The sequence below is a fragment of the Leeuwenhoekiella palythoae genome, assembly GCF_900130045.1.
GTDB classification, from domain to species: Bacteria; Bacteroidota; Bacteroidia; order Flavobacteriales; family Flavobacteriaceae; genus Leeuwenhoekiella; species Leeuwenhoekiella palythoae.
On sequence record NZ_FQXT01000002.1, the window covers coordinates 38,873 to 55,603 of the forward strand.

17 protein-coding genes are annotated in these 16,731 nt (G+C 41.2%); 14 read left to right on the forward strand and 3 right to left on the reverse strand.

Annotated features, from left to right (window positions below):
• Positions 1 to 22 precede the first annotated feature (22 nt).
• The 14 genes from BUA96_RS03660 (at position 23) to BUA96_RS03725 (ending at position 12,886) form a co-directional block, all read left to right on the forward strand.
• Complete coding sequence (locus tag BUA96_RS03660) at positions 23 to 661, forward strand: 50S ribosomal protein L25/general stress protein Ctc (RefSeq protein WP_072980560.1); 639 nt, start codon at positions 23 to 25, stop codon at positions 659 to 661.
• Positions 662 to 931: 270 nt separating this feature from the next.
• A complete protein-coding gene (gene pth, locus BUA96_RS03665) occupies positions 932 to 1,498 on the forward strand; it encodes an aminoacyl-tRNA hydrolase (RefSeq protein ID WP_225599551.1) in 567 nt (188 codons plus the stop codon).
• A gap of 1 nt (position 1,499) precedes the next feature.
• Positions 1,500 to 2,435: a bifunctional riboflavin kinase/FAD synthetase gene (locus tag BUA96_RS03670; RefSeq protein ID WP_072980564.1), complete on the forward strand. Its 936-nt coding sequence runs from the start codon at positions 1,500 to 1,502 to the stop codon at positions 2,433 to 2,435.
• Positions 2,428 to 3,786, forward strand: coding sequence for an HTTM domain-containing protein (locus BUA96_RS03675; RefSeq protein ID WP_072980566.1), 1,359 nt, complete (start codon positions 2,428 to 2,430; stop codon positions 3,784 to 3,786). Before BUA96_RS03670 ends, BUA96_RS03675 begins: the two co-directional genes overlap by 8 nt.
• Before the next feature lie 141 nt (positions 3,787 to 3,927).
• Entirely contained in the window at positions 3,928 to 5,196 is a 1,269-nt protein-coding gene (gene serS / locus BUA96_RS03680) for a serine--tRNA ligase (RefSeq protein ID WP_072981736.1), read from the forward strand.
• Positions 5,197 to 5,282: 86 nt separating this feature from the next.
• Complete coding sequence (locus BUA96_RS03685; RefSeq protein WP_072980568.1) at positions 5,283 to 7,067, forward strand: tetratricopeptide repeat protein; 1,785 nt, start codon at positions 5,283 to 5,285, stop codon at positions 7,065 to 7,067.
• 79 nt (positions 7,068 to 7,146) lie between these two features.
• Entirely contained in the window at positions 7,147 to 7,473 is a 327-nt protein-coding gene (locus tag BUA96_RS03690; RefSeq protein ID WP_072980570.1) for a DUF4286 family protein, read from the forward strand.
• A 31-nt stretch (positions 7,474 to 7,504) separates the two neighbouring features.
• Entirely contained in the window at positions 7,505 to 8,356 is an 852-nt protein-coding gene (gene rsmA / locus BUA96_RS03695) for a 16S rRNA (adenine(1518)-N(6)/adenine(1519)-N(6))-dimethyltransferase RsmA (RefSeq protein WP_072980572.1), read from the forward strand.
• 140 nt (positions 8,357 to 8,496) lie between these two features.
• Complete coding sequence (mgtE, locus tag BUA96_RS03700; protein ID WP_072980574.1) at positions 8,497 to 9,849, forward strand: magnesium transporter; 1,353 nt, start codon at positions 8,497 to 8,499, stop codon at positions 9,847 to 9,849.
• Between the two features lie 69 nt (positions 9,850 to 9,918).
• The gene (locus tag BUA96_RS03705) at positions 9,919 to 10,329 is read left to right on the forward strand and encodes an acyl-CoA thioesterase (protein WP_009781801.1); all 411 of its coding nucleotides are present in this window, start codon (positions 9,919 to 9,921) and stop codon (positions 10,327 to 10,329) included.
• Between the two features lie 17 nt (positions 10,330 to 10,346).
• Positions 10,347 to 11,291, forward strand: coding sequence for a 2-hydroxyacid dehydrogenase (locus BUA96_RS03710; RefSeq protein WP_072980576.1), 945 nt, complete (start codon positions 10,347 to 10,349; stop codon positions 11,289 to 11,291).
• Between the two features lie 72 nt (positions 11,292 to 11,363).
• Positions 11,364 to 11,966 (forward strand): MarR family winged helix-turn-helix transcriptional regulator, encoded by a 603-nt coding sequence (locus tag BUA96_RS03715; RefSeq protein ID WP_072980579.1) that lies wholly within the window; start codon positions 11,364 to 11,366, stop codon positions 11,964 to 11,966.
• A gap of 6 nt (positions 11,967 to 11,972) precedes the next feature.
• Positions 11,973 to 12,374, forward strand: coding sequence for a VOC family protein (locus tag BUA96_RS03720; RefSeq protein ID WP_072980581.1), 402 nt, complete (start codon positions 11,973 to 11,975; stop codon positions 12,372 to 12,374).
• Positions 12,375 to 12,394: 20 nt separating this feature from the next.
• Positions 12,395 to 12,886, forward strand: a complete 492-nt coding sequence (locus tag BUA96_RS03725) for a GNAT family N-acetyltransferase (protein WP_072980583.1) — start codon at positions 12,395 to 12,397, stop codon at positions 12,884 to 12,886.
• Here BUA96_RS03725 and BUA96_RS03730 read toward each other — a convergent pair.
• From BUA96_RS03730 to BUA96_RS03740, 3 genes are all read right to left on the reverse strand, one after another.
• Positions 12,873 to 14,705, reverse strand: coding sequence for a lysophospholipid acyltransferase family protein (locus BUA96_RS03730; protein WP_072980585.1), 1,833 nt, complete (start codon positions 14,703 to 14,705; stop codon positions 12,873 to 12,875). The two genes, BUA96_RS03725 and BUA96_RS03730, sit on opposite strands and share 14 nt — an antisense overlap.
• 137 nt (positions 14,706 to 14,842) lie before the next feature.
• Entirely contained in the window at positions 14,843 to 16,096 is a 1,254-nt protein-coding gene (locus tag BUA96_RS03735) for an aspartate kinase (protein WP_072980587.1), read from the reverse strand.
• 9 nt (positions 16,097 to 16,105) lie between these two features.
• Positions 16,106 to 16,594, reverse strand: coding sequence for a GNAT family N-acetyltransferase (locus tag BUA96_RS03740; protein ID WP_072980589.1), 489 nt, complete (start codon positions 16,592 to 16,594; stop codon positions 16,106 to 16,108).
• Positions 16,595 to 16,731: the final 137 nt, after the last annotated feature.

Consider the following 16,731-nt stretch of genomic DNA (forward strand, 5'->3'; position numbering starts at 1 on the left):
TTAATACTTAATATATAATTAAATGAAGTCAATCACGATCACAGGATCTAAAAGAGAAAGCGTGGGCAAAAAGGCAACTAAAGCCCTACGTAATGCTGGAGAGGTTCCTTGCGTATTATACGGAGGAGACGAGCCAGTTCATTTTAGCGCACCAGAGCTTGCGTTTAAAGGTTTGGTTTATACTCCAGATGCGCATACCGCGACGTTGGAGCTTGACGGAACTACCTACATGGCAATCCTTCAGGACATCCAATTTCACCCGGTTACAGATCGCATACTTCACATCGATTTCTATCAAATCTTTGAAGGTAAAGAGGTAACTATGACTATTCCTGTACACTACGAGGGTAACTCTAGAGGTGTACGTAACGGTGGTGTATTACGTAAAACTTATCGTACACTTCGCGTTAAGGCATTGCCTAAAAACCTTCCTGATTATGTTGTTGCAGATATTACCAAACTTAAAATTGGTGATAAATTATACATCACAGGAATCGAGCAAGGAGAATGGAAATACCTTCATCCAGACAACACTGTTGTTTGTCAAGTTAGAACTTCACGTAACATGGTTGAAGACCTTGATGACGAGGATGAAGATGAAGAAGGAGCAACTGCAGAAGGTACAGAAGCTACTGAACAAGCTGCTGACGCTGCAGAATAAGTTGAAAAACCTATCTGATCTTAAAACACCCGCCAGTGCGGGTGTTTTTTTTTGACTTTTCTTAAACACCTTGGTTTTGCAATTTTCTGATAAGCTTAACCCTATTCTGCGTCCAAAACGCAACAAAATCATAAATTTGCGCAAAGGTTTACTTGCTTTGCTTTAACGCTTCGGCAAGTGCTTTTAAAAGCTTTAAAAACACGATTCTCTAAAATGACATCAGGCTTTTTCAGCAAGCTTTTCGGTTCAAAAAAAGAAAGCATTGATCCTATGAATAAATACCTAATTATAGGTTTGGGGAACATTGGTCCCAAATATGATAACACACGGCATAACATCGGCTTTAAGATCATTGATGCCTATGCCAGCGAAAAAGAAACCTCCTGGTCAACCGAAAAACTTGGCGATATCGCCTACACTAAAGTACGAGGTCGCACCGTAGTTTTGCTCAAGCCCAACACCTATATGAACCTTAGCGGTAAAGCAGTTAAATACTGGATGCAGAAAGAGAACATCAGTATTGAAAATATTCTGGTGATCACGGATGATCTCAATCTGGAATTTGGCACCATTCGGGTAAAGAGCAAAGGCAGTGATGGCGGACACAACGGGTTGAAAGACATTCAAAACCAGCTTTCTACAACTAAATACCCGCGCTTTAGATTTGGTATTGGAGATCGCTTTAGCCGAGGCAAGCAAATAGATTATGTTTTGGGCGAATGGGATAAAGATGAAGAGCTTGATATGCCAGAAAGACTAGACATCTCGTGCAAAGTAATCGAAAGTTTTATAGCTTCGGGAATAGCAAATACGATGAACGCTTACAACGGAAAATAAATTGAAACAGCATACTTCAGCAGATACATTTGACGGTCTCAAAGGCACGGTAGTCACTATCGGAACTTTTGACGGCGTGCATCTGGGACATCGTAAAATCATAGATCGCCTTTTGGCGAGCGCACAGAGTAACGACCTAGAATCTGTAGTTCTTACCTTTTTTCCGCATCCGCGTATGGTGCTGCAAAAAGATACAGGCATCAAACTCATAAACAGCATAGACGAGCGCATTGCACTTTTAGAAGCTTCGGGCCTCGATCATTTGATCATTCACCCGTTTACCAAAGCTTTCTCGCGCCTTACCGCAGAAGAGTTTGTAAAAGATATTTTAGTAGATCAGTTAAAAGCCAGAAAAGTCATTATAGGTTATGATCATCGTTTTGGCCGTAACCGCAATGCCAATATTGAAGACCTAAAGGCTTTTGGAACACAGTATGATTTTGAAGTTGAAGAGATTTCTAAGCAGGACGTAGATGACGTTGCAGTTAGTTCTACTAAAATCAGAAAGGCTTTAAATGAAGGTGATCTTACAAAAGCTAACGAGTATTTAGGCTACCCGTTTATGCTTAACGGTATTGTATCTCGCGGAAAAGGATTGGGTAAAAAATTCAATTATCCTACAGCCAATTTAAAGATCGAAGAAACCTATAAGCTCATTCCGGCAAAAGGCGTTTATGTCGCTAGAGCTAGCATCAACGGCAAAGAGGTTTACGGTATGATGAGCATTGGCACTAACCCCACAGTGGGTGGAAGCGATCTTACTATTGAAACATTTTTCTTTGATTTTGAAGCTGATCTTTATGATCAACATTTGCAAATAGAATTGCTCACCCGCATTAGAGATGAGAAAAAGTTCAATTCGGTTGACGAACTTATCGCTGCTATGCAGGCTGATGAACGATTTTCGCGTGATTTTATCCAAAAATTAGATGCTTGAACGGTGGTTGTATAAACGTGTAGACAATAGTGCCCTCATCGTATTCAGGGCGATTTTTGGCTTTCTAATTACCGCCGAAGCCTGGGGCGCGATCGCCACAGGATGGATCAAACACACACTTCTAGAGGGAGAATTTACCTTTAACTTTATAGGCTTTGACTTTTTGCAGCCGCTTCCCGGTGATGGGATGTATTACTATTACGGCCTGATGGGACTCTTTGGCGTTTTTGTGATGCTTGGTTTTAAATACCGTTTTAGCGTAATCGCTTACGGCTTGATGTGGACTTGCGTCTATTTGATGCAAAAATCCTCATACAACAACCATTATTACCTTTTAATGCTTTTACTGGGAATCATGGCCTGCCTCCCGGCACATCGGTACTTATCCCTAGATGTCAAGTTCAATCCTAAATTGAAAAAAATAAGTATGCCTCGCTGGGTGTATATCATCATTATCGCTCAGTTATGGATTGTGTACACCTACGCCTCTATCGCTAAAATATATCCAGATTGGCTTGATGCAAGTATGGCTGCGCAACTTATGGCAGCACGCAAAGACTATTGGTTAGTGGGTGATTTTCTGCAACAAAATTGGGTGCATTGGAGCATCGCTTATGTAGGTATTTTATTTGACGGTCTGATCATTCCGGCTTTGTTATTCAAGCCTACACGGAAAATGGCCTTCTTTATATCTATATTTTTTCACCTGTTCAACTCCTTTATCTTCCACATCGGGATTTTCCCGTATATGTCACTTGCGTTCACGCTTTTCTTTTTTCCTGCGGAAACTGTGCGTAATATATTTTTAAAAGGAAAAGAATTATACTCGGGTAATGAAATCATCAAGCCCAAAACGTACAAACCCATCGTAGCGCTTTTTGGCCTCTACTTTGTAATTCAGATCGCGCTACCTTTGAGACACTGGATCATTAAAGACGATGTATTATGGACCGAAGAAGGCCATCGCCTCAGTTGGCGTATGATGTTGCGCTCTAAAGGCGGAAGAATAAGTTTTAAAGTCATCGATAAAAAAACCGGTCTTGAGCAAAGTTTCAATTATCGCAAAATGCTCTCTCGGAAACAACAGCGTGTGGTAGCCACAAAACCAGATGTAATTTGGCAATTCTGCCAGCGCATAAAAGAAGATTTCGCCAAAAAAGGCAAAGAGGTTGCCATTTATGTGAATTGTAGGATCAAGGTTAACGATAGTGACTTTCACACCTTGATAGACCCTAAAGTCGATATGGCTTCTGCATCTTGGGATTATTTCTGGCACAATGAGTGGATTCTTCCTTCTCCATTGCACAACGAAAAAAGAAAACCACCGTACGCTCCTGAAGGTCTTCAGTAATATTTTGAAGCATTTTTAAAGAGGAGAAGTCTGCGTAGTAAACCTTCAAAAATTTAGGTTGTATACGATTAGACTTGTTTGTTTAAACTTGGTTTGTTTTCAGTGGCATTTATGTATTTTTGCCGTCTAAAATTTAAAGCCATGCTACACGTTACAGACATTCGTGACCACAAAGAAGATTACATAAATGCGCTTACTAAGCGTAATTTTGATGCAACTGAAATGTTTGAACAAGTGCTTTCACTTGACGAAAAACGCCGTAGCACGCAAGCCTCCTTAGACAATACTCTAGCTGAAAGCAACAAACTCTCTAAAGAGATCGGGATGCTTTTTAAAAATGGTGAAGCTCAAAAAGCAAACTTGCTTAAAGAGCGCACCGGTAAGTTAAAAGAAGATTCAAAAAACCTTCAAGAGGTACTTAATGCAACTGTCGAAGAACTTGATCAGTTGCTATATACGATTCCTAATATTCCGCAAGCAAGCGTTCCTGCAGGAAAAAGCGACGAGGATAATGAAGAAGTTTTCCGCAAGGGTGATGTTCCTGTTCTAGCTGAAGGCAGCCTTCCGCATTGGGAATTGGCAAAAAAGTATGACATCATCGATTTTGAATTAGGAACTAAAGTAACCGGAGCCGGATTTCCTATTTATAAAGGAAAAGGAGCTCGATTACAACGCGCGCTTATCAACTATTTTCTCGATAAGAATACCGCAGCCGGATACAACGAAGTGCAAGTACCACACCTAGTAAATGAAGCTTCTGGTTTTGGTACAGGCCAGCTTCCTGACAAAGAAGGTCAAATGTATCACGTAGGCGTTGATGATCTTTATTTGATTCCAACCGCTGAAGTACCGGTGACCAATATGTTCCGCGACAGCTTACTTGAAGAAAAAGATCTACCTATCACGTGCACCGGGTATACGCCGTGTTTCCGCCGTGAGGCAGGTTCTTACGGGGCGCACGTACGTGGCCTTAACCGCCTGCACCAGTTTGATAAAGTTGAGATCGTTCGCATTGAGAAAGCTGAAGATAGCGACGCTGCCCTTGATGGAATGGTAGAACACGTAAAAATGATCTTAGACGAGTTAAAGCTACCGTATAGAATTTTACGCCTTTGTGGTGGTGATCTCGGTTTTACTTCAAGTCTTACTTATGATTTTGAAGTGTTTTCTACCGCTCAAGATCGTTGGTTAGAGATCAGTAGTGTTTCAAACTTTAAAACCTTTCAGGCAAATCGTTTAAAATTGCGTTACCGAGATGCAGAAGGCAATAAACAGCTTGCGCACACCCTTAATGGTAGCTCACTAGCATTACCCCGCGTACTTGCCGGAATTCTAGAAAATTATCAAACCGAAGATGGAATCACCATTCCTGAGGTACTTGTACCGTATTGCGGTTTTGATAAAATTTAAGCAACAAATACTAGCATAACCGGGCTTTCGTTTTAGAAGCAGGAGACTGCTTGAACTTTAGTATCTTTAACTAAAATCGAAAGCCTGTGTTACGCATATTTTTCTTAGCTCTTTCTCTACTTGGCTTTTTGCCGCTTCAGGCTCAAGAAGATCTTCTTGCGCGCAATTATATGCAACAAGGAGCTTATGAAAAAGCCGCGCTTTTATATGAAGGCTTGGTAGCAAAAACTCCCGGAAACACCAATCTGGTCACCAGCTTGGTCGAAGCGTATCAGCAATTAGAACAGTACGACAAAGCCGAGAAAGTACTGTTAGAAACGCTTGAACTGTCTAAAAATCTTGTCTACATCAAAGTTGATTTGGCTTACAATTATCAATTGCAAGGCTTGGATGCTAAAGCGCAACAACTGTATACAGAGGTTATTGAGCAGGTAAGAGCAAATCCGCCGCTAGCAAGTATGGTAGGCCGAACGTTTAAAAAATACAACCTGCTAGACGAGGCTGCCACAACTTATACTTTAGCAAAAGACGCCGGCTTAAACAGTGTTTATATCAATGTGGAACTGGCCCGCATTTATGGCGAGCAGGGCAACATTGAGCAGATGTTTGATGCATATATCAACCTTATTTTAGAAAGTGACCGGTATCAAAGTCTTGCACAGCGCGCATTTAATGATTTTATCACTGATGATCCTCAAAATGAAGCCAACGGCATTTTTAGAACCCTGCTGCTAAAAAGACTTCAAGACGATCCCAACCTGCTTTACAACCGTTTGTTAAGTTGGTTGTTCATTCAGCAGAAAGAATACAGCAAAGCATTTATTCAAGAAAAAGCGATCGCACGACGCACAAATGATCTTAATGGCATTTTTACCCTTGCAAGTGTAGCCAAGGAAAATGAAGCTTTTGAGCTGGCAAGCACGATTTATCAATACCTGGTAGAGCAAGCGCCAAGCGACGAGATGCGCCTATTTGCACATCAAGAATTACTGGATCTCAGGGTTCAAAAGAACGATCAGGCAGATTTTGCTAGCATTGAAGCGACATATAAAAGTTTGCTTAATCAATTTGGTACGGCTGCCGAAACGCTTGATCTACAAACTAAATACGCACACTTTTTAGCCTTCAATCAAAATAAAAAGGAAGAAGCTTCGGCATTTTTAAAAGAAACACTCAATTTAAAACTGAATCGGTTTCAAGAAGCCCGCGTTAAGATGGAACTTGCTGATATTTTGGTTCTCGAGGAACGCTTCAACGCAGCATTGATCTATTATTCTCAAATTCAGAAGAATTTAAAAGACAATATTTTAGCCCAAGAAGCACGTTTTAAAGTCGCAAAAACCAGTTATTACAAAGGTGACTTTGAGTGGGCAAAAACACAGCTGAAGGTTTTAAAATCTTCTGCTGAGCAATTGATCGCTAACGATGCTCAAGACTTGTATTTACTGATTACAGACAATACTGTGGGTGATTCTACACAAACGGCACTAAAGACTTTTGCTAAAGCAGATCTGTTACTTTTTCAGAACAAACAGGATGCAGCGCTAGAGGTTTACAACACGCTTTTAGCTGAACATAAGGATAAAGCCATTGAGGATGAAACCTTGCTAGAACAAGCTAAAATCTTTGAAAATAAAGGCTTATATGATCGTGCAGCGCAAAATTACCTGCTTATTTTAGAGAGACACGGTGACGATATTCTTGCAGATGATGCGCATTATCGCTTGGGTAATTTATATGCAAACCAACTAGATCAGCCCGAAAAAGCAAAAGAGCAGTACGAGAAGATCATTTTTAATTTTGCTGACAGTATTTTTTATGTAGATGCGCAGCAAAAATACCGCAAATTAAGAGGGGACGCGATCAACTGATGTGTATCTTTGCCGACCAAAAAAAGATGACCTGCCTTAGGGTATTATTCCCTAGGGTGGTGCTAAATAAAATTGCGCTATGATTATATATAATGTTACGGTAAATGTTGATGACAGTGTACACAGCGATTGGTTGTACTGGATTCGCAATGAGCACATCCCAGATATGCTTGCTACCGGAAAATTTGTAAAAGCTTTAATGACCAAAGTTTTAGTCAAAGAAGAAATGGGTGGCCAGAGCTACTCGATACAATACACTGCAAAAAGCAAAGATTCTCTTGCCCGCTATTATAAAGAAGACGCGCCAAAACTTCGTGAAGAAGCCGGGCGTTTTGGTGATAAAGTACTTTCGTTTAGAACAGAGCTTGAGATCATCACCGAGCAAACCGAATTTAAACCGCAGTAATCATTTAAGCCTGCATTTTTAAATCCTATTGATGAAAAAAAAGTTTACCCGTACGCATAAAAAAGCCGCTTCAGAAGATCCTGTGAAGGCCAAAAAGCATTTGGGTCAACACTTTTTGAAGGATGAAACTATTGCAAAAAAAATAGCTGAAACCTTAAGCTATGACGGGTATTCTGAAGTTTTAGAAATAGGCCCTGGCACCGGTGTGCTCACAAAATATTTGTTGCGCAAAGACAGCAACGTAACCGCGATAGACCTTGACAGCGAGTCTATCGTGTATCTCAATCACAGCTTTCCATTAGAACATCCACAACTTATGGAAGGCTGTACTTTAAATGTTGTAGAAGCCGACTTTCTCAAGTTTGATCTCAGCAAATTATATGGGGATCAAGCTTTTGCCATCACCGGGAATTTCCCGTATAATATTTCAACGCAAATCGTGTTTAAAATGCTGGAGTGGCGCGATCAGGTGCCTGAATTTAGCGGAATGTTCCAGAAAGAAGTGGCGCAGCGCATTTGTGAGCCAGAAGGCAGCAAAGCTTACGGCATTCTTTCGGTATTAGCACAGGCTTTTTATGATGCCGAATATTTATTTACCGTTCCGCCCGGTGTTTTCAATCCGCCGCCTAAGGTAGACAGCGGAGTTCTAAAACTCACCCGTAAAGCCAATTACAAAGATCTTGCTTGCGATCCTGATCAATTGTTCAAAGTGGTTAAAATGGCATTTCAGCAACGGCGCAAAACCCTTAGAAACAGCCTTAAACAATTAGAACTCAGCGACAGCTTTCGCGAAAGCGAAATTTTTAATAAACGTCCTGAGCAACTAAGCGTCGACGCCTTTATAAAACTCACTCAAGATATTGCCGAAGATTTAGAAAAGTAGGTCTTATCCCAAGCCAACAACAATATCGTTTTCGGGCTTAGCCGGGCGGTAAATGTATCTTAAACCCCACGCAATCTGTGTTGAGTTTATTTATATTTGCCTGACTCAAAAAAATACAAACCCTCAATAAAGTAGCGACTATGGCTTTTGAACTTACCGAAGACCTTATAGAGCAAATTGAAAACTTTATCGAGGTTGGTGATGACACCAGTATTCTTGCACTTTTAGAGGAAGTTCACCACGCTGATATCGCCGAGATCCTTGATGAGATCTCTACCGAAGAGGCCACCTACCTGATCAAACTTCTGGATAGTGAGAAAACTTCTGAAGCGCTGATGGAGCTTGACGAAGGCTATCGGGAAGAAATTCTGGACAACCTATCCCCTCAAGAAATTGCAGATGAACTTAACGAACTAGACACCGATGATGCGGTTGACTTTTTATCTGAATTAGATGAAGATATTCAGCGTCAGGTTATTGATGCGATTGAAGATGAAGAGCATGCGCGCGACATTATTGAGATGTTGCGGTATGATGAGGATTCTGCCGGTGGTTTGATGGCAAAAGAGCTCGTACGCGTGCGCGAAACGTGGACGGTTGCCGGTTGTGTACGCAAAATGCGGGCGCAGGCGCAGAACGTGACTCGGGTACATTCGGTTTACGTGGTTGATAAAAATGATCATCTCATCGGAAGGCTTTCTTTAAAAGACCTGCTGACCGCCGAAGCCAAGTCTAAAATTTCAGACATTTATATACCCAATGTAGATTCGGTAAACGTGCACGATACCGGCGAGGATGTAGCCCGAATTATGCAAAAATATGATCTTGAAGCGGTACCGGTCGTGAATGATGCCGGTGTGCTACTCGGGCGTATTACGGTTGATGATATTCTCGATTTTATACGAGATGAGGCCGATGAAGATTACCGAATGGCGGCAGGTATTTCTCAGACGGTAGAGGCTGACGATAACCTGTTTAAACTCACCAGAGCGCGACTGCCGTGGTTGATGATCGGGATGTTTGGCGGTCTTGGGGCTGCAAGTATTATTACCGGTTTCAACAGTATTTTTGAAACCTTTCCTAAACTGCTCGTTTTCGTTCCGCTTATTCAGGCAACCGCCGGAAACGTAGGCGTTCAATCTAGTGCGATCGTCGTTCAAGGATTGGCAAACGATTCGCTTAAAGGCAACATTGCAGGTCGTTTACTCAAAGAATGTGCTTTGGCAATTATTAATGGTCTTGCCATCGCAACGGTTGTTCTCGTTATCAGTCATTTTTTCTTTGAAACCACCTATTTAGAGTCGGTAAGCATAGGCGTTGCGATCATTGCCGTTATTATTTTAGCCGCCTTGATCGGTACTTTCATTCCGATTGTATTAGACAAAAGAGGTATCGATCCCGCTGTAGCTACAGGTCCGTTTATCACCACCAGCAATGACGTCTTCGGTATTCTCACCTACTTTTTAATCGCCAAGCTCATTCTGGGCTTTTAATGGTATTAAATTCTTCTCAAAACCACTAATAACAGTCACGCTCCCTTAAGAGTTTCGTATTTTTGAGCAATGATGAATGCAAAAACGTTTAAGCTCAATATTACAGTTCCTGCCGAAGCAATTGACGGCTTAGGCCACGTAAATAACGTGATCTATTTACAATGGGTGCAAGATGTCGCTGAAGCGCATTGGCAGCATAATTCCACCGAAGAAATGCTTGAAAAATATGCCTGGGTAGCCTTAGAGCACACAATTAAATATCACGCTCCCGCATTTGAAGGCGAACAGATCACTATAGAAACCTGGGTAGAAAAGTTTGAAGGTGTTCGTTCTATTCGCCGGACTAAAATCTTTAGACCTTCAGACAACAAAATTCTTGCAACCTCCATCACAAACTGGTGTCTGCTGAATATGCAAACCCGTAAACCAATGCGTGTGCCCGAGACATTTACTGCTTACTACGAAGAGGTTAATCAATAAGCATCCAACTTTTAACTATGAGAATTCTACATATAGACAGCAACCACGACTTGATGATCGAGCAACTCCAAGCCGCAGGTCATATCAATGAGGAGGACTATACATCTTCAAAAGAGGAAATCGAAGCTAAAATCGAGCAGTATGAAGGCGTAGTCATTCGCAGCAGATTTAAGATCGATAAGCAGTTTCTTGATGCTGCCACCAATCTTAAATTCATTGCCCGTGTGGGTGCCGGTCTGGAGAGCATAGATATTCCTTATGCGGAGTCTAAAGGAATCGCTCTAATCGCAGCACCAGAGGGTAATCGCAATGCAGTTGGTGAACACGCTTTAGGGATGTTACTGATGCTTTTCAATAAACTAAAGCAAGCCGATGCCGAAGTTCGCGCCGGGCAGTGGAATCGTGAAAAAAACCGCGGTTTGGAGCTTGAAGGTAAAACGGTAGGACTCATAGGTTATGGGAATATGGGTAATGCATTCTCTAAGAAGTTGAAAGGCTTTGACTGCGAGGTGCTTTGTTATGATATTCGCCCCAATTTAGGAAATGAGAATGCCACTCAAGTGAGTTTAGAAGAACTTCAGCAACGTGCAGATGTTTTGAGTTTACATACACCGTGGACACCCCTTACCGATAAAATGGTAGATACTGAATTTATTAACGGATTCAAGAAACCGTTTTGGCTTATCAATACCGCTCGCGGAAAAAGTGTAGTGACTGAAGCACTTACCAATGCTTTAAAAAGTGGAAAGATCTTAGGTGCGGGACTTGATGTACTCGAATACGAAAAACTCTCTTTTGAAAATCTATTTACAGACACCGAGCAAATGCCTGAACCGCTACAATACTTAATTCAAGCTGAAAATGTAGTGCTCACACCACACATCGCAGGCTGGACAGTCGAAAGCAAGATTAAACTTGCTCAGACTATTGTTGACAAAATTCTAGCATTAGCAATTAAATAGGATTCCATACTACCGGCGCAAAATCGTTGGTTTTAAGGCTTTTTTGTAACTTAGGAGTGGTAACACACTTCTATGCAACACATTTACGATCCTGATTTTCAAAACAAAGATTTAGCTGCTAAAACAACGGCTGCCTTAGATAAGCTGGCTGATGCTTTTAAAACATTGCAGTGGGCGAGCCAAAAAGAAAATGGTTTCTCCCCGCTTCAACAAAAATTAGTATTCTTTATTGCCTATCACGGTCCCACAGAAAACACCGTAAGTCAACTGGTTAAAGAATTTCAGGTTACTAAAGCAACAATTAGTGATTGTATAAAAACGCTTGAGCAACGTAAACTTTTAACCAAAGTACTCAACCATAAAGACAACAGGCGTTTTCACATTACACTCACCGAAAAAGGTAAAGAAGTCGTTGCACAACTTAACGAACCTGCAACACCCGTCTACAATGCTTTAGAAACAGAATCCTCTGAAGATTTAAAGCAGCTTTATACTAGTTTGTTTTCCATACTATCTAAATTGAAGAAAGAAAATACGGTCGCTTTAAGCAGGTCGTGTCACGATTGCAAAGCCTACCGCTCAGACGGAATCAATCATGCTTTTTGTATGGAATTACGCACGCAACTTCACCCTGAAAATCGAAGAATAGATTGTCCTAAACATCAACCTAAATAATACAGTATGAAAAACAGAGTAACCGGATTAGGCGGATTTTTCTTTAAAACTCAAAATCCAGATGCAATTAAAGCCTGGTATAAAACGCATTTAGGCATTCCTACAGACCAATACGGCTGGACGTTTTGGTGGCGCGATGAACACGGAAATAAATGCTCGACACAGTGGAGTCCTTTTCAGCAGGACACCTCCTATTTTTCTCCAAGTGAGAAGCAGTTTATGATGAACTTCAGAGTTGAAAATTTGGTTGAATTGCTAGAAGTACTTAAACAAGAAGGTGTCGAGATCGTGGGGGAAATGGAAGAATATGATTACGGCAAGTTCGGTTGGATCTTAGATCCTGAAGGCAATAAAATTGAACTTTGGGAGCCTGTTGATTCCGTATTCTTAGATGAGAGTGAAAAATAACATTCCATATTCCTGAAACTATGGATCTTCTAATTCGACCTTTTAAACCCAAGGATTATCCTGAAGTCGCTAAAATCTATCAAGCAGGCATCGACACTCAAATTGCAACTTTTGAAACGGAGGCTCCAGCATTTGCAGCTTGGGATTTACGTTTTTGCAAAGCGTGTAGACTGGTTGCTGAGGTTGATCATAAGGTTGCAGGCTGGGCAGCGTTAAGTCTGGTTTCTAAACGAGAAGTATATCGCGGGGTTGCGGAAGTCACAGTGTATGTCGCACCGCAACACCAAAATAAAAGAATAGGTTTTCAATTGCTTGACGCGCTTATTCAAGCGAGTGAACAAGCAGGTTTTTGGACGCTAACTGCACATATTTTTCCACAGAATAAAGCCAGTATTCACGTGCATCAAAAGTTAGGTTTCAAGCTTTTGGGAGTTCACGATAAGATCGCTCAACGCAATGGTAAATGGCAAGATAATGCGCTTCTAGAACGACGAAGCACTAAGATTCTTTAGCCGACTCGTCCTCGTTGCGTGCCTGCTCCAGCTTCTGCTCTAATTCAGCTTGAAATTCTTCCAGAACCGGCTTTACGGTACTTTCCGGAAGATCTTCGATCTTGATATACATCAGACCATCAATAGCGTCATTAAACAAGGGATCTACATTAAAAGCGATCACTTTTGCATTCTGCTTGATGTATTTTTTGATCAACACCGGGAGACGTAGATTACCGGTTTCCATCTCTTCAATGATCTTGTCAAACTTATTGAGATCTGCTTCAGTCTCATCAAAAACAAATTCTTTATCGGCATCTTTCAACTTGACCTTAAATTCTTTTTTCGGTCTTATGTACTGCGCGATATACGGATCGTAATAGTGCGAACGCATAAACTCGATCATCAGCGACTTAGAGAAATTTGAAAACTGATTGCTGATACTCACGCCACCAATAAGGTATTTATGCTCAGGAAAACGCAAAGTGGTATGTACAATTCCACGCCACAATAAAAAGAGCGGCATCGGCTTTTGTTGGTACTCTTTGATCACAAATGCGCGACCCATTTCTATGCTTTCGCCCATCATTTTATGCAGCTCAGGTTCAAACCTAAATAAGCTTTGTAAGTAGAAACCGTTGATACCATGTTCTGGCATAATATGCGCTCCAAGCCCCATTCTATAGGCTCCGGCGATTTTTTTGCTATCCTCATCCCAAAGAAATAAATGATGGTAATGGTGGTCATAGCGATCCAGATCTGTAGGTTCGTTAGTGCCCTCTCCCACTTCTCTAAAGGTTATCTCGCGCAAGCGCCCAATCTCATTTAAGATATTAGGAATAATCTCTGCGGAAGCCAAAAACACCTCATAATTTTTGCTCTGCAACAGCCTTTTCTCGTTCTCACGAAGCTTGTTCACTTCCTGCTCAATGAGTTCGGCTTTAACTTCGTTGGCGATCTTCTTAGGCTCTTTAGGAGTTTTTAAAGATTGCGGAATAGTGCTCAAAAGCGATGATTTTTTCTCAAAAGTCTTCGCAAGAATATAGGTTTTACGTCTTAGGAATTCCGTGAAATCCTCTAAGCTTTCGTGCTCTTTTTGTGCTTTAACCGAAATAGGATTCCCAATACGCACGTGAATGGTACGTTTTTTCTGCGTAAGCAATTCCGAAGGAAGTTTAGCCGTACGCAAGGTATCGCTAATGCGCGACAGCTGGTAAAACAACCTGCTGTTTTTTGCGTGAAAATAAATAGGAACCACAGGAACTTCTGCGCGCTTAATGAGTTTCATCGCAGCTTCTTCCCAGGGTTTATCAATGATAAGCTTGTCATCTTTATACGTAGAAACTTCCCCCGCAGGAAAAATCCCTAACGGATGCCCGTCGCGCAAATGCCTGATCGCCTGTTTGAATCCAGCGATGCTTGATTGTGCATCCTTATGATCTTCAAAAGGATTTACCGGCATCACATAAGGCTTTAATGGCTTAATGCGATGCAGCAGAAAATTTGCGATAATTTTAAAGTCAGGACGCTGCTCTATGAGTAGTTTCAGTAATAAAATCCCATCAATTCCACCTAACGGGTGGTTGCTTATGGTAATGTAGCTTCCGGCTTTTGGCAAGCGCTTTAAATCTTCTTCGGGGATTTCAAAATCGATCTCAAATTCGTTTAAGATCGCATTGAGAAACTCAAGATCGCTTAAGTGTTTGTTGCGGTCATAGATCTCGTTTGCTTTAGAAATCTTGAGCACTTTCATCAAGGTCCATCCCATAAACGTACCCGCAAAACCAAATTTATCTACGTTGATTGCCTTTGCAACTTCTTTTGCGGTAACTAATCCCATGAACTTTGTGTATTCAAAAAAATCTTTGCACCCGGCAAAGATGATATATTATAATTTCTTTGATGCAAGGTCTTACGTTTTGCAAAACCTCACTTTATAAGTAGGAAACAAAGATAGCAAAAAACGCAGCAAGCGCGCTATAAAGACACCAGCTGAACGGTATTTTGCATCACTTGTTTTAATAGAATTTCTTTGTCTTTCTCTAATTTAGCCAGCGCTTCATCTGTGGCGTGACGCAGTGTGTATAGGGATACATTCTCGTGTACCGTTACTTTAAAATCGGCACGCAACTTAGCCACCAACGCATCTAGATTTTTATATTTATTATCTACACACACCGAAAAACTAATCGCTGAATTCTGAATCAGATCCACTTTCATTTTAAACATTCCCAGCAGTTTAAAGATCTCTCCGATATTTTCTTCCGCCATAAAAGAAAAATCTAAAGAAGATAGCGCAATGAGTACCTGATCGGTTTTTCTAATATAACACGGAATCAACGGCTCGATTAAAGTTCCTACACTTACTTGGGTACCGGGCTGCTCCGGATTCAAAAAAGACTTTACAAAAAGCGGAATTTCTTTACGCTGCAATGGCTGAAGCGTTTTAGGATGAATTACCGAAGCCCCATAAAAAGCCAACTCTATCGCTTCTTGATAGGAAATAAAGTTGAGCAGCGTCGCCTGTTCAAAATAACGCGGATCTGCACTTAACACTCCGGGGACATCTTTCCAGATCGTTACGCGCTCAGCATTGAGGCAGTAGGCAATAATTGCAGCCGTGTAATCACTTCCTTCTCTGCCCAAGGTGGTTGAAAACCCGTTAGGATCTGAAGCGATAAAACCTTGCGTAAGCTGTATTCCTTTTTTAGGAAGTTTTCTACTTAAGTTACGCATCGTAAGCTCCCAATCTACTTTTCCCTCGCGGTAATTGGTATCCGTTTTTAGATAATCGCGCACATCGTGCCAAGTAGTTCGGTAGCCTTCTTTTTCCAGAAATGCATTTACGATGGTAGTACTTAACAATTCGCCATAGATCACTACCTGATCGTAAACAAAATTATAGTCGGGTGACTTGTTGCGTTGTAAAAAGCCTTTTAATTCTTCAAGTAAAGCTTGAATTTGTTTAAAGACCGGAGCCGAAGGATTTTCAAATAGTTCTAAGGCAATATTGTGATGAAAAGCTTCAACGGTCTCGATGGTATCGGTTTTAGCATTGGCATCAAAGTAGGACGCTACGAAGTCTTCAAGCGCGTTAGTCATTTTGCCCATCGCCGAAACAACAATCACAAGATCTTCAACCTGCGTTTGCTCTAAAACCTTCACCAAGTTCTTTACTCCCTCTGCATTTTGAACCGAAGCTCCACCAAATTTATAAACCTGAAATCCCATAGGCTGTAGTTATGCCAATCCTTTTTTGCTTAGAAATGTTTTCATTGCTTCAGTATCCATTTGCACTGTGTTCCATTCTTTCATCACGTTTGCTCCTGAAGCTTCATAAAAATCAACCGCCGAAGTATTCCAATCAAGAACCACCCATTCTACGCGTTTTAGACCCAGCTCGTACGTGTATTTGATCACTTCGGTATATAACGCCATCCCTAATCCTTCGCCACGATACTGCTCGCGTACGATGAGATCTTCAAGATGCACAGTGCGTCCCTTCCAAGTAGAAAAACGATAATAAACCAGTGCAATACCAAGGATCTCCGTGTCTCGTTCTGCAACAAAGCAGGTAAAATCGGCATTGTTCCCGGTACCGTACGCAATAAGATCATCTACAGTAACCTCAACAGCATAAGGTTCTTTTTCATAAACTGCCAATTCTTTAATAAGGCGTAATACCTGTGCCATATCATCGGCTTCGGCTTTGCGAATTGTTGCTTGCATAGTAATAGGTTTTCTAGCTAAATATACGTTTTACCCTAGAATCACGATAAAATATTTGTGCGCTGCCCAGAGAAAGTACCTTTAAAAAGTTTATACTTCTTTACAATTCTAAAAAATCAAAATGCCCGCTCTAGAAG

Coding starts and splice junctions, on each gene's coding strand:
- rsmA (WP_072980572.1), top strand. CDS start 7,505: ATGAAAAAAAAGTTTACCCGTACGCATAAAAAAGCCGCTTCAGAAGAT.
- BUA96_RS03725 (WP_072980583.1), top strand. CDS start 12,395: ATGGATCTTCTAATTCGACCTTTTAAACCCAAGGATTATCCTGAAGTC.
- BUA96_RS03720 (WP_072980581.1), top strand. CDS start 11,973: ATGAAAAACAGAGTAACCGGATTAGGCGGATTTTTCTTTAAAACTCAA.
- mgtE (WP_072980574.1), top strand. CDS start 8,497: ATGGCTTTTGAACTTACCGAAGACCTTATAGAGCAAATTGAAAACTTT.
- serS (WP_072981736.1), top strand. CDS start 3,928: ATGCTACACGTTACAGACATTCGTGACCACAAAGAAGATTACATAAAT.
- BUA96_RS03690 (WP_072980570.1), top strand. CDS start 7,147: ATGATTATATATAATGTTACGGTAAATGTTGATGACAGTGTACACAGC.
- BUA96_RS03710 (WP_072980576.1), top strand. CDS start 10,347: ATGAGAATTCTACATATAGACAGCAACCACGACTTGATGATCGAGCAA.
- BUA96_RS03735 (WP_072980587.1), bottom strand. CDS start 16,096: ATGGGATTTCAGGTTTATAAATTTGGTGGAGCTTCGGTTCAAAATGCA.
- BUA96_RS03730 (WP_072980585.1), bottom strand. CDS start 14,705: ATGGGATTAGTTACCGCAAAAGAAGTTGCAAAGGCAATCAACGTAGAT.
- pth (WP_225599551.1), top strand. CDS start 932: ATGAATAAATACCTAATTATAGGTTTGGGGAACATTGGTCCCAAATAT.
- BUA96_RS03705 (WP_009781801.1), top strand. CDS start 9,919: ATGATGAATGCAAAAACGTTTAAGCTCAATATTACAGTTCCTGCCGAA.
- BUA96_RS03675 (WP_072980566.1), top strand. CDS start 2,428: ATGCTTGAACGGTGGTTGTATAAACGTGTAGACAATAGTGCCCTCATC.
- BUA96_RS03660 (WP_072980560.1), top strand. CDS start 23: ATGAAGTCAATCACGATCACAGGATCTAAAAGAGAAAGCGTGGGCAAA.
- BUA96_RS03740 (WP_072980589.1), bottom strand. CDS start 16,594: ATGCAAGCAACAATTCGCAAAGCCGAAGCCGATGATATGGCACAGGTA.
- BUA96_RS03715 (WP_072980579.1), top strand. CDS start 11,364: ATGCAACACATTTACGATCCTGATTTTCAAAACAAAGATTTAGCTGCT.